A 12375-nucleotide genomic window follows, 5' to 3' on the forward strand; every position below is an offset into this window, starting at 1 on the left:
GTTGCCATTAATAATGATCACTACATAACTGAAAAAAAAGATCAAAATCCAACCACACCAAAAAGTTATAAGTATAAAAAACAATTAGTTAAGTTTTTTAAAGTTTATATAGTTAAACAAAACATTAATTTTAATAGTCTCTAAAAACAACAACGCAACTTAATAGTGGTACTTGAGGTTGAAGCACTTTAGCTATTTAGATTTTTTCTTTTAATTTTAGAAAAATACAGCCATAGAAAACAAAGTAGTTCATAGAGAAGATATGTTTTTTAAAAATATCTCAAAATGTTTATTTATTATAAAAAACTCTTTATTACGTTTACAACGTAATAAATTAACTGTATTGTTTATTACGAATCAAACATAATACTTAACTTGGAGAAAACCATGGCCGCATTAGGACTAACAATTCATCATGCATGTAAACTCACACCGATAACCGAAGAAGAATTAATGGAGTATTCATACTACGCCATTAATAATCTTAACTTTTTAGCAAAAACTGCAACGGGAGGCTTTCAATCATTAATTGAAGAGAATGATTGGGAAGCTTCTATTCAGCAGAAAGAAATGGTAGTCGAGACAAACCTATGGAAAACCCTTAAATTAATATGGGAGTATGCAGAAAAAGGAATGAATTTAGAGAGAATTAAAAGTGAATACCATATGGATGATCTATTAACCGATCTCTATAAATGGTCATCTGCATGTAACTCGACATTATTATATGACGGCCATTTCGGACATGAAAAAATAGAAGTTAGAGAATCCTCAATTAAACTAGCTTATAAGTTCTTAGCTCGACTAAAGCTAGACTTTGAATTTAATATTTTAGATGAATTACCTTCATCTGGTTTGTACCCAGTGGCACATTCAACCATGTTAACCACTGTAGAATATTCTTTACTTGCAGGATTAAGCCATATCGGTGCTGTAAGAAATGAAGTTTGTAAAATTAAAGATCCATTAGTTATTGAAAAAGAGGGAGGAAATATTCTCATCACTATTCCTGTTGCAAGAAAATTTTTACAAAAAAAGCGTAAATTTATATCTACAGAAGGAATTGATTATGGCCAAGTTAACTAATCACGCGACAAAAAGAAGTCAGCAGCGCGGTATTGATTCTGATGTCATAGAGCTTCTTATTATGCTTGGCACTGATGTAGAAAATGACAATGAGGCAGATACTATTGCTTTCTCTAAACGTGATAAAAAATCTTTGCTAAAAACATTAAAAAGATGTGTTCAAGCTGTAGAGAAAGCACCTTATATTGTTCTTAGTCATAGTGGTGATGTTCTTACCACTGCACACAAATATAACTAAAATAAGGCTCACAAATGGAAAATAAAACTTTAAAAAACTTTACTCAATCTATTGTTAAATGTGCTCATAAATCTCCTTGGGATCCAAGCTTGAAAATGTACAGTGACAATAAATTGTCTGTTTATTATTCGCCGTTTGAGCATATTAATACTAGAGCAAAAATTGTAATTTGTGGTATTACGCCTGGTAAAACTCAATCATCAGAAGCTATTGCAATAGCACAGCATGGTTTAAATACAGGCCTTGATTTTACAACAATACAAAAGCGAGCAAAGCAAGCGGCTAGTTTTAAAGGCTTTAGAAAACCACTAAGTTCTATGTTAGATCTAGTTGGCCTGAACAAAAAACTTAACATCGATAGCTGTCATGATCTATTTAGTGATTGCTCTTATTTAGTTCATTACACAAGTGCGGTTCGATACCCTGTCGTTTTATCAAATGGAAATAACTACAATGGAACTCCTAGAGTTAGCAAACACCCATTCTTAGTAAGCATGCTAGATACATATCTTGCTGAGGAAGTACATACATTAGGTGAAGATTGTCTCTGGTTGCCACTTGGTAAAGCTGCCACCGAGGCACTTGAGTACTTAGTTAGTACAGGAGTTTTGAATAGTAAGCAGCTTTTATCTGGCTTACCACACCCAAGTGGAGCAAATGCTGAGCGTATTGCCTATTTCCTTGGGAACAAGCCAAAAGAAAAACTTAGTGTAAAGGTGAATCCCGATACTCTTGACTCAGCAAAATCGAGTCTTGTAAGAAGAATAAAAGCAGCTTAGAAAGCAAAAATGAGCAGTTTATAAAGTAAGCTGTTTATTATAAAGATACTTCCTACGCCTCATGGTATGAGCGTTATTTCCCTCGAGAGAGTAAAATAACGCTCCTAGCTAAATTTAGAGCAAAAGTTGATTGGCAATCTATGAATCGTATCTTATTTTTAAGGAACAAACAGGAGGATAACGATTTATGGTCGTTCTGATTGTAATTATTAGTGTACATTACAATTTAATTTTTTTTAGATAGTCTCGAACAGTACTCTTTGAGACTCCTACTTCATCAAAAATCATTTCTGCTATTGCATCTTTTGATATACAAGGAAACCTTACTCTTAAATTTTTTGCTTTTGTCTCAGTAGACTTAACCCTTTTTTCTTTTAGCTCTATTTTTTCTTGAGTGGCTTCACTAGTTGAAGACATGCCAGCCATAATATAGCCCTCAAGGGTAGCTTGGCCCATTAGTACACCACTCCCAAATAGCATCTCTGAAGCGAGCAAAGCATTATCAAGATCATTTTCCAATCGGTGAGCACATATAGCTAATGCGATAAATACTAGCTGAGAAGTGATGATTAGCTCCATATTCTTTTCGGCATTACCTCTTACTTTAAGGTAAGTACCAATAGAGTATTGATGCCCTTCATATTCATACAAATTAAAAATATTACCATCAATTCCAAACTTATCTAGTTGAATCGCTATCATGTTCCATGGTGAGGTCGCACTGTAATTATTTAATAACTCAGGCATCTCTGATGCAATTCTTTTTAGTAAACTCAATGCACTTTTACTATCGTTTTCAAACTCACTAATTAACTCAGAAGTTAATTTATTAAACTCTAATTCATATAATCCATCGCGGCCACTTTTCGTCTTTGAATACTTTTTGTCAAATACAGGTATACCAAGTACTTTAAAATCATCCATTAATTATTCCCCCAAATACTCTATCTGTTAGCTTAGCTTTATGAGTAACACAAAGATGGCTATACCTCTGAGTCATTGTAATTGACTTATGACCTAAGACTTGAGCTATTTCAAGTAAACTAGCTCCATTCATAGCTAACAAGCTTGCACATGTATGCCTTAAGTCATGGAACCTAAAATCTTTTATATCAGCCGTTCTCAGTGCACCTTGCCAATGAATATCAAAATTACGAAAATAATTATTTGGTATGTTCGGGTGAGGAAAAATATAGCCCTCTATATTTCTAAATCTCATTAATTCAGTGACAACATCACCTGTTAACGTCAATATTCGTTGCTCACCATTTTTAGTATTAGGTAAGTGAGCGGTTTTAGCTTTGAAGTTTATATCACTCCATTTCAACGTGAGCATTTCAGAACGTCTAGCACCTGTTGTAACAGCCATTAGAATTAACAGGTATAATTGGTCCCATTTTGAGCTTTTAGCGCTTGAAAATAAGCTGGAGAGCTCCCCATCACTTAAAAACCGAGTTCTAGCATTATCTTCGGTGTATTGACGGATGCCTTTTACTGGATTGTAATCTATATCAAATTCATCAGACAAATAGGCATACAAAGAGCCAATCGCTGCTTTATATCTATTTAATGTTGCAGGAGCCTTCTCATTAGATAAGGCCTTTAACTCTTCTTTAATTTGTTGGCGTGTCACTTTACCGACAGGCTTGTCACCAAATATAGAAATCCAATGTTTTAAACGTTGATGTTTACTTGGGTCTTTTCCAGTATCTTGATCTAGGAATTGTGTGACAGCATCAAAAAAACTTAAAGTGATTAAAATATGGTTGGTTAAACTATTGGCTAGATCATTATCCACCAGCAATAGTGCCATGAACTTTTGAGCATCTTTTTTTATTTTGAATGATTTAGATATACGTTTACCTTCTCGCATAAATTCTACGCGATAAGTTGTATTTTTTTTGCCCTTGCGAGCTTGAAGAGTTGCCATTATATTTCCTTTACGCCAAATTACGCCAAAAACGTAACTGAATATCAGGAAACAAAACTATGTTGACTTGTAATTTTTCTTTAACTAGTTGACTAGACTAGGAAAAAAATGGTGCCCGAGGACGGACTTGAACCGTCACTCCTCTCGGAAACGGATTTTGAATCCGTCGCGTCTACCAATTTCACCACTCGGGCATTGAGTGACGAGAATTATACCTATGGAAGCATGACAAACAAGTATTTTTAATCGCAATAAGTGTAAGCGCTCAAAAACCAAGCAATATTTCACTGAAAAACTTGCTTCGATAAATAAAATGCCAAATTATTGGTCATTTGCTACACTGTTTTTTCACATTTTTGAGGGATTATCATGGCGAAACAAAATAAGAGAAAAAGAGTAGATGTCAGTCTTGCTGAGCAATATCAAACTTGTAAGCGAGCTTCTTTTTGGAGGCGTTTAGGTGCTTATATTGTTGATCTCTTTTCAATAGGAATACTTATTGCGTTGGCGACCTTATTAGCTTTATTAGTGGTTAATATCGCGGGGAAACTAGGAAAAATAGACTTAAGTTTATATGTAGATAGTACAGACTACTTAGGTCATAGCATGTCGTTTTTAATCTATTTATCAATACTCATCATTGGTTTCTTTACTTATTTTTGGAGCCGTACAGGGCAGACATTTGGTATGAAAGTGGTCCAGTTAAGAGTGCAAAATAGTGATGGTAGCAATATTAGCTTTACCCAAGCAGCGATTCGCCTAGCAACTTCCGCTTTTGGGTTGGGGAGTTTTATGGCGTTATTAAAAGATCGTAATGCGTTTCAGGATCTATGGGCAGAATGTGAGGTGGTGGTACTACCAAAGTCACTAAATAAATGGACTCTGTTTAAAGAAGCAGAAAAGCAAGATTAATAAAATAACTTACTCGGTTAACAACGTCTAACCGAGTAAGTTCTGTGTCACTTGACGACTTAAGTTTGTTTTCTTAATTGATACATAGCAATCATTAATACTAATATACTAGGTAATAAAGCACCTAAAATTGGCGGTAAACCGAATACTAAACTAGCAGGTCCAAATAACTCTCCAGACACATGGAAAGTAAAGCCGCTGGCTATACCAAAAATAAGGCGAGTCCCCATTGGGACAGACCTCAGGCCTCCAAATATAAATGAAACCGATAACAGCATCATTACTACCACAGTAAAAGGCAGCACTGCTTTACGCCATAGTATTAACCAATAACTACTCGCATCTTGTTCATTACTTTCTAAGTAAGTGATGTAATCGTAAATGTCACGCATCGACATTTTATCTGGTTCACTGATGATAACTTCTAATTTTTTCGGTGTTAACTCCGTTTCCCATACGTATTCAGGAAAATTCTCAACTTGCGTTTGCCCGTCGGAAAAATTCGTCTGACTAACTTCCTTTAACAACCACGAACCATCTTGATATGTCGCTTGGTTTGCTACCATTGCACGACTTAAAGTTAAATCATCAGCAAAGAAGTACAGCTGAACGTTGTATAATTCAGCTTTACTGTTCATTCGGCCAATACTCACAAAAGAGTTGGCATCTTTTGCCCAAACTCCATATTTATTATCAACTCGCTCAGTGCCTTTACGAAGTTCATCCCGCATAAAATAAGCTTCTTTATCGGTTTGAGGGGCAACAAACTCGCCTAACAACATCACAGCTATAACCATTGGGATAGCGGTTTTTAATACGGCAGTCGCAATTCTAAATTTAGACATGCCAGCTGCTTGCATCACTACCAATTCACTGCTGCTAGCTAATGAACCTAATCCAATTAAAGCACCTATTAAAGCAGCCATAGGGAAGAACAAGGCAATCTCAACAGGCATTTTTAAAAGCACAAAGTAAGCTGCCGAGAATACAGTATATGCACCTGTTCCAACACTCTTCATCTGTTCAACAAATTTAATAATGCTACTTAAACCAATTAAGACAAATAGACTTAAAAAGGTTGCCGCAAAGATCGTACGGCCAATATATCTATCTATAATTCCCATTTACTTTTCCACCTTAGGAGTCGGCTTTTTTCTACGACTAAAATTTAGCTTACCGATTGTTTGTAAATGTAAAACAATACCCACAATAAAGAACAATATCTGCCCAGCCCACATACCAATAGCAGGGATTGCACCATCTTCAATTAAACTTTTTGATGCACTTAATAATAAGAAAAAGCTAAGGTATAAAGCCAAAGCAGGCAATAATTTTGCATAGCGCCCTTGGCGTGGATTTACTCTTGCTAGTGGTACAGCCATAAATGTGATCAGTAAAATAGAAACAGGAATAGCAATTCGCCACTGTAACTCAGCTTGATATTTAGGGTCATTAACGCCAATCAATTTTGAAGTTGGTAGTGCTTCTACATCACGAGTTTTATTTTCTACTGCAGAATTAGCAATGTGCACTTGGTAGGTCGAGAATTTTGAATTTTCAAATTCATTTTGTCCTACCACTCCGGCATAACGTTGACCATTTTCTAAAGTTAACCAAGTCCCATCTTTTTTCTCAGCGACATTACCGCTTTTAGCAGTGATCACTGAAGGAGAAATTCCCCCTTCTTTTGGCCAATGTGCTGCAAATACGTTTTGTAAATTTTGTCCTTCAACATATTTTTCTACGTATACCACACCACCATTTCCGGAAGCTTTATGAAATCGGCCTTCAATTAGCGTCGCAGTCCCCGCGTTTGCTTCCGCTTGCTCAATGATTGACATCATTTTATCTTCTGCACTAGGCGCAAGCAGTAAACTGTTAAAACAAGCAAAGGTAAACGTTAACAATGATAAAGTTAACGTGGCCTTCAAGACTTTATTAGGGCTATAACCACATGAGGTCAAGGCCACCATTTCACTCTCACTGTGTAATCGACCATGTGCAAAAAGAATTGCTAAATAAAAACTAATAGGCAACATTAAAATGCCTAACGTCGGCAAATTTAGAAACAAAATAGTTAATACTAAGTCAGCAGGTATCACGCCATTAATAGCTTGAGCAAGAATAGTGATGAATTTTTGGCTAACAAAGATGAGGATCAAAACAAAGAGAATGCCAACTTGGCTTTTAAATGTTTCTAACATTAAATAACGAAGAATTATCAAGCTGATCTCCAATGTAAAATAAGAATGCTACAAAAGCGGTAAAATAGTGGATTAAGAGAGCAATTGCGGTAAAATTGCTATTTTAGTAAGTTTATATTACGTTTCAAGATCCACAAGAGCTAATGATAACTGCATTTTTACAAAAATAGCACAGTTAATCTTAATATAATCGTTTTAAGGATACATATGGAATTTCTAGTTAAAAGTGGTAGCCCGGAAAAGCAACGCAGCGCCTGTATCGTTGTAGGTGTTTTTGAACCTCGCCGTCTATCTCATGCAGCCGAAGTATTAGATGAAATCAGTGAAGGTTATTTAAGTGCTTTATTACGTCGCGGCGATATTGAAGGTAAGGTCGGACAAGTTTTATTTTTACACCACGTACCAAACGTTCTAAGTGAACGTGTTTTATTAGTTGGTTGTGGCAAAGAGCGCGAATTAACCGAAAAACAATACAAGCAAATCATTGAAAAAACCATTACAACTTTAAATGACACAGGTGCATTGGAAGCTATCTGCTTCTTATCTGAGTTACACATTAAAGGCCGTGATAGTTACTGGGCAGTTCGACAAGCCGTCGAAGCAACACAAGATAGCCTATACAATTTTGATCAGTTTAAAACCAATAAAGACAACACTCGTCGCCCTTTACGTAAGCTAACGTTTAACGTGCCAAGCCGTAAAGAATTAGCACGTGCTGAACTAGCATTACAACATGGTGTTGCTGTATCGGCTGGTATGAAGCTATGTAAAGATTTAGCAAACATGCCACCAAACATCTGTACGCCACTATACTTAAGCCAACAGGCACAAGAGCTAGATCAGCGTTTTGATAAAATCACTACTGAAATTATTGATACGCCGCAAATGCAAGAACTAGGCATGAACAGTTACTTAGCCGTTGCCCAAGGTTCTGCTAACCCAGCTTACATGTCGGTTATGAATTACCAAGGTGGTCCAAGCGATCAAAAACCTATTGTATTAGTTGGTAAAGGTTTAACCTTTGACTCAGGTGGTATTTCACTAAAACCAGGCGCTGGCATGGATGAAATGAAATATGATATGGGTGGTGCAGCATCAGTATTTGGTACAATGCAAGCAATCGCAGAATTAGATTTAAACATCAATGTGATAGGTTTAGTTGCTGCAGCAGAGAACATGCCATCAAGCAAAGCGTATCGTCCAGGTGATATCCTAACAACTATGTCAGGACAAACGGTTGAAGTATTAAATACTGATGCTGAAGGCCGTTTAGTATTATGTGACGCATTAACTTACGTAGAGCGCTTCGAACCAGAATGTGTTGTAGATATGGCGACCTTAACCGGTGCTTGTATTATTGCCTTAGGCCATAACATCAGCGCATTAATGAGCCCACATAAAGGCTTAACACATGAGTTACTAGGCGCATCAAACCAAACTGGTGATAAAGCGTGGCAATTACCAATGGATGATGATTTCCAGAAACAATTAGACAGCCCATTTGCTGATATGGCAAATATCGGTGGTCGTCCAGCAGGCTCTATCACTGCAGCTTGTTTCTTATCTCGTTTCACTAAAGCTTACACATGGGCACATCTAGATATTGCTGGTACAGCATGGCGTTCAGGCACAAACAAAGGTGCAACTGGCCGCCCTGTTCCGCTATTAACGCAATTTGTGATCAACCGCAGTGAGCAAGAAATAACGGATATCGACGCGTAAATGTACCAAGTTAAACAAGGTACATTGTCATAATGAGCCAAGTTCTTTTTTACATACATTCGCAACCCGATACGAATGCTGACTTGCCTGCGCACTTTGTGCAGGCTTGCCAGTTAGCGGCTTATTATTACCAACAAAACAAAAAAGTGTTTATTTATACCGAAAATCAACAGGATGCTTTTCTTGTTGATGAGTATTTATGGCAATTTGATGGTGATAGTTTTGTACCACACAATTTAGTCGGTGAAGGCCCTCGATATGGCTCTCCGGTTGAAATTAGTTGGCTTGCTCCACAGCACCCTCGCGCTGTTTTGATTAATCTCAACCAGTCTATCCCGAAGTTTAATTTAAACTTCCAACAAATTATTGATTTTGTGCCAGCACAAGAACAACTAAAAATTAATGCGCGAATGCGTTACAGTGCCTATAAAAAATTAGGCCACACCCTATCTACTCAAGATGTTGAAGCAGCATCTCAAGAGTCAACCAACCAGACAGAAGACAAATGATGGAAAAAACATACAACCCAAGTGCGATTGAGCAAAAAAATTACCAAACCTGGGAAGAAAAAGGTTACTTCAAACCACACGGAGATACTGATAAAGAAAGCTTCTGCATCATGATCCCACCACCAAATGTCACTGGTAGTTTGCACATGGGTCACGCTTTCCAAGATACAATCATGGATACCTTGATTCGTTACCAACGTATGCAAGGTAAAAACACGCTTTGGCAAATGGGTACAGACCATGCTGGTATCGCAACGCAAATGGTTGTTGAGCGTAAATTATTTGCAGAAACAGGTCAGACACGTAAAGAATTAGGCCGTGAAACATTTATTGAAAAAATCTGGGACTGGAAAGCAGAATCAGGCGGTAACATTTCTCGTCAAATGCGACGCTTAGGTACTTCTGTCGATTGGGATCGTGAACGCTTTACTATGGATGATGGTTTATCTGAAGCCGTTAAAAAGACTTTTGTTGATTTATACAACGACGACTTAATCTACCGTGGTAAACGTCTTGTAAACTGGGATCCGAAATTACATACTGCGATTTCAGACCTAGAAGTAGAAAATAAAGATGTTAAAGGCTTCATGTGGCACTTCCGTTACCCATTAGCGAATGGTGTAAAAACTCTCGACGGTAAAGATTACATCGTAGTGGCAACAACACGTCCTGAAACCGTATTAGGTGATACAGGCGTTGCAGTTAATCCAGAAGACCCACGTTACCAACACTTAATTGGTAAAACAATTTTACTGCCATTCGTTAACCGTGAAATTCCAATCATAGCTGATGAACATGCCGATATGGAAAAAGGCACAGGTTGTGTAAAAATAACACCTGCCCATGACTTCAATGACTATGAAGTAGGTAAACGCAATAAACTACCAATGATCAATGTATTAACTTTTGATGCTTGTATTCGTGATAGTGCAGAAGTATTTAATACTAACGGTGAAAAGAGCGAAGATTACCCAACAGAGTTACCAGCACAATTCCAAGGATTAACACGTGAAGAAGCGCGTAAATTAGTAGTAAGCGAATTAGATGCAATTGGTTTATTAGATGAAATCAAGGACCATGACTTAACAGTACCTTACGGGGACCGTGGTGGTGTAGTCATTGAACCAATGCTAACAGACCAATGGTATGTACGTGTTGCACCTCTTGCTAAAACAGCAACAGAAGCCGTTGCAAATGGCGATATTAAGTTCGTGCCACAGCAATACGAAAACATGTACAACTCATGGATGAACGACCTTAATGACTGGTGTGTTTCTCGTCAATTATGGTGGGGACATCGTATCCCAGCTTGGTATGATGAATCAGGTAAAGTTTATGTTGGTCATGATGAAGCAGCTGTTCGTGCTGAGCATAATTTAGATGAGAGTGTTGTTTTAAACCAAGATGATGATGTATTAGACACTTGGTTCTCTTCAGGCTTATGGACATTCTCTACATTAGGTTGGCCAAACCAAACAATGGATCTTAAAACGTTCCATTCAACAGATGTACTAGTAACCGGCTTTGATATTATCTTCTTCTGGGTTGCACGTATGATCATGATGACCATGCACTTCATGAAGAATGAAGATGGTACTCCGCAAGTTCCATTTAAAACCGTTTACGTAACCGGACTTATCCGAGATGAAAATGGCGATAAGATGTCTAAATCTAAAGGTAACGTATTAGATCCTTTAGATATGATTGATGGTTTAGATCTTGAAAGCCTAGTAACAAAACGTACTGGCAACATGATGCAACCTCAACTTGCGAAGAAAATTGAAAAAGACACTCGCAAAACATTCGCCAATGGTATCGAAGCACATGGTACTGATGCATTACGTTTCACATTAGCAGCGATGGCTTCAACAGGTCGTGATATCAACTGGGATATGAATCGTCTTGAAGGTTACCGTAACTTCTGTAATAAATTATGGAATGCAAGCCGTTATGTATTAATGGATGCAGAAGATCAAGACTTTGGTTTTGGCGACAACAAAGCAATGCAATTTAGCCTTGCTGATCGTTGGATCCAAGGTCAATTGCAAAATATGATCAAAGAGTTCCGTCAAGCATTAGATACTTATCGTTTCGATATCGCAGCAAACATCCTTTATGATTTCATTTGGAATGAATTCTGTGGTTGGTACTTAGAATTAACAAAACCAGTTTTATTCAAAGGGTCTGAAGAAGAGCAACGTGGTACGCGTAATACATTAATCAGTGTATTAGAGACTTTATTGCGTGTTGCACATCCAATGCTACCATTTATGACGGAAGAAATTTGGCAACGAGTGAAATCAATCACGGGTCAAGGTGGTGATACCATCATGTTAGAAGCTTACCCTGAATATGATGCATCACAAGTAGATGAGCAAGCTGTTGCGGACCTTGAATGGGTTAAACAAGTCATTGATGCTGTACGTAACATTCGTGGTGAAATGGACATTAGTCCAAAAGTACCGCTGAACGTATTAGTTAAAAATGCAGATGATGAAGGTAAACGCCGCTTTAACGATAATGAAGCTTTCTTAGCAGCATTAGCAAAACTAGAGAGCGTTACTTTTGTTGAACAAGGTAAAGAGACTCCTGCTTCAGTGACAGCATTAGTTGGTGAATTAGAACTATTAATTCCAATGGCTGGATTAATTGATGTAGAAGCGGAGTTAGCACGTTTAGCTAAACAGCTTGAAAAGGCTAAAAAAGAGTTAGATAAAGTATCTGGCAAGCTCAGTAATGAGCGTTTTGTGAGTAATGCACCTGAAGCAGTTATTACTAAAGAAAAAGCAAAACAAGCTGAATACCAAACAACTTGTGACAAACTCAATGCACAAATTGAAACAATCAAAGCACTTTAATTCCATCGATTAGCTTTGTTTTTAATTTGTTGATACTTTTAAGGGACTGTTTAACAGTCCCTTTTTTACCAGCATCAATTTATACCAATCTAAAAATCAACAAAAACTCCATACTCTTATTTCTTCATAAAAACCGT

At 37.2% G+C, this 12375-nt stretch carries 11 protein-coding genes and 1 tRNA gene; 7 read left to right on the top strand and 5 right to left on the bottom strand.

The genetic code is table 11. The features are described 5' to 3' along the window. Positions 1-387 precede the first annotated feature (387 nt). From V5290_RS06185 to V5290_RS06195, 3 genes are read left to right on the top strand one after another with little or no spacing between them, the layout of a single operon-like run. Positions 388-1086, top strand: a complete 699-nt coding sequence (locus V5290_RS06185) for a hypothetical protein (protein WP_333382919.1) — start codon at positions 388-390, stop codon at positions 1084-1086. Further along, positions 1070-1324 carry a hypothetical protein gene (locus V5290_RS06190; RefSeq protein WP_333382921.1) on the top strand — a complete coding sequence of 85 codons (255 nt, stop codon included), beginning with the start codon at positions 1070-1072 and terminating at the stop codon, positions 1322-1324. The genes V5290_RS06185 and V5290_RS06190 overlap by 17 nt, the downstream gene beginning before the upstream one ends. 14 nt (positions 1325-1338) lie before the next feature. After that, positions 1339-2103: a hypothetical protein gene (locus tag V5290_RS06195; protein WP_333382922.1), complete on the top strand. Its 765-nt coding sequence runs from the start codon at positions 1339-1341 to the stop codon at positions 2101-2103. Between the two features lie 219 nt (positions 2104-2322). Here V5290_RS06195 and V5290_RS06200 read toward each other — a convergent pair whose 3' ends face one another. The 3 genes from V5290_RS06200 to V5290_RS06210 all read right to left on the bottom strand — a co-directional run bounded on the left by V5290_RS06200 (position 2323) and on the right by V5290_RS06210 (position 4227). Beyond that, the gene (locus V5290_RS06200; RefSeq protein WP_333382924.1) at positions 2323-3027 is read right to left on the bottom strand and encodes a hypothetical protein; all 705 of its coding nucleotides are present in this window, start codon (positions 3025-3027) and stop codon (positions 2323-2325) included. Continuing rightward, positions 3020-4033, bottom strand: coding sequence for a site-specific integrase (locus tag V5290_RS06205; RefSeq protein ID WP_333382926.1), 1014 nt, complete (start codon positions 4031-4033; stop codon positions 3020-3022). Before V5290_RS06205 ends, V5290_RS06200 begins: the two co-directional genes overlap by 8 nt. 109 nt (positions 4034-4142) lie before the next feature. Then, positions 4143-4227, bottom strand: a tRNA-Leu gene (locus V5290_RS06210). Between the two features lie 175 nt (positions 4228-4402). Here V5290_RS06210 and V5290_RS06215 point away from each other — a divergent pair. Further along, positions 4403-4945: an RDD family protein gene (locus V5290_RS06215; RefSeq protein ID WP_333382928.1), complete on the top strand. Its 543-nt coding sequence runs from the start codon at positions 4403-4405 to the stop codon at positions 4943-4945. A 59-nt stretch (positions 4946-5004) separates the two neighbouring features. Here V5290_RS06215 and lptG read toward each other — a convergent pair whose 3' ends face one another. Together lptG and lptF are read right to left on the bottom strand one after the other, a co-directional pair. Continuing rightward, positions 5005-6069 (bottom strand): LPS export ABC transporter permease LptG, encoded by a 1065-nt coding sequence (gene lptG, locus V5290_RS06220; protein WP_333382929.1) that lies wholly within the window; start codon positions 6067-6069, stop codon positions 5005-5007. Beyond that, positions 6070-7170 (bottom strand): LPS export ABC transporter permease LptF, encoded by a 1101-nt coding sequence (lptF, locus tag V5290_RS06225; RefSeq protein ID WP_333382931.1) that lies wholly within the window; start codon positions 7168-7170, stop codon positions 6070-6072. Between the two features lie 186 nt (positions 7171-7356). Here lptF and pepA point away from each other — a divergent pair, with 186 nt between their 5' ends. Genes pepA through V5290_RS06240 form a run of 3 tightly spaced genes read left to right on the top strand, consistent with a single transcriptional unit; the run spans position 7357 to position 12238 of the window. Further along, positions 7357-8871 (top strand): leucyl aminopeptidase, encoded by a 1515-nt coding sequence (pepA, locus tag V5290_RS06230; protein WP_333382933.1) that lies wholly within the window; start codon positions 7357-7359, stop codon positions 8869-8871. 32 nt (positions 8872-8903) lie between these two features. Then, positions 8904-9380, top strand: coding sequence for a DNA polymerase III subunit chi (locus V5290_RS06235; protein ID WP_333382935.1), 477 nt, complete (start codon positions 8904-8906; stop codon positions 9378-9380). Continuing rightward, the gene (locus V5290_RS06240; protein WP_333383148.1) at positions 9380-12238 is read left to right on the top strand and encodes a valine--tRNA ligase; all 2859 of its coding nucleotides are present in this window, start codon (positions 9380-9382) and stop codon (positions 12236-12238) included. The genes V5290_RS06235 and V5290_RS06240 overlap by 1 nt, the downstream gene beginning before the upstream one ends. Positions 12239-12375: the final 137 nt, after the last annotated feature.

Origin of the sequence: Psychromonas arctica (assembly GCF_036697365.1) — a bacterium.
Lineage (GTDB): Bacteria > Pseudomonadota > Gammaproteobacteria > Enterobacterales > Psychromonadaceae > Psychromonas > Psychromonas arctica_A.

Bases quoted from the DNA above. Each gene is read 5' to 3' on its own strand.
- V5290_RS06185 (WP_333382919.1), top strand. From the start codon at position 388: ATGGCCGCATTAGGACTAACAATTCATCATGCATGTAAACTCACACCG.
- V5290_RS06190 (WP_333382921.1), top strand. From the start codon at position 1,070: ATGGCCAAGTTAACTAATCACGCGACAAAAAGAAGTCAGCAGCGCGGT.
- V5290_RS06195 (WP_333382922.1), top strand. From the start codon at position 1,339: ATGGAAAATAAAACTTTAAAAAACTTTACTCAATCTATTGTTAAATGT.
- V5290_RS06200 (WP_333382924.1), bottom strand. From the start codon at position 3,027: ATGGATGATTTTAAAGTACTTGGTATACCTGTATTTGACAAAAAGTAT.
- V5290_RS06205 (WP_333382926.1), bottom strand. From the start codon at position 4,033: ATGGCAACTCTTCAAGCTCGCAAGGGCAAAAAAAATACAACTTATCGC.
- V5290_RS06215 (WP_333382928.1), top strand. From the start codon at position 4,403: ATGGCGAAACAAAATAAGAGAAAAAGAGTAGATGTCAGTCTTGCTGAG.
- lptG (WP_333382929.1), bottom strand. From the start codon at position 6,069: ATGGGAATTATAGATAGATATATTGGCCGTACGATCTTTGCGGCAACC.
- pepA (WP_333382933.1), top strand. From the start codon at position 7,357: ATGGAATTTCTAGTTAAAAGTGGTAGCCCGGAAAAGCAACGCAGCGCC.
- V5290_RS06235 (WP_333382935.1), top strand. From the start codon at position 8,904: ATGAGCCAAGTTCTTTTTTACATACATTCGCAACCCGATACGAATGCT.
- V5290_RS06240 (WP_333383148.1), top strand. From the start codon at position 9,380: ATGGAAAAAACATACAACCCAAGTGCGATTGAGCAAAAAAATTACCAA.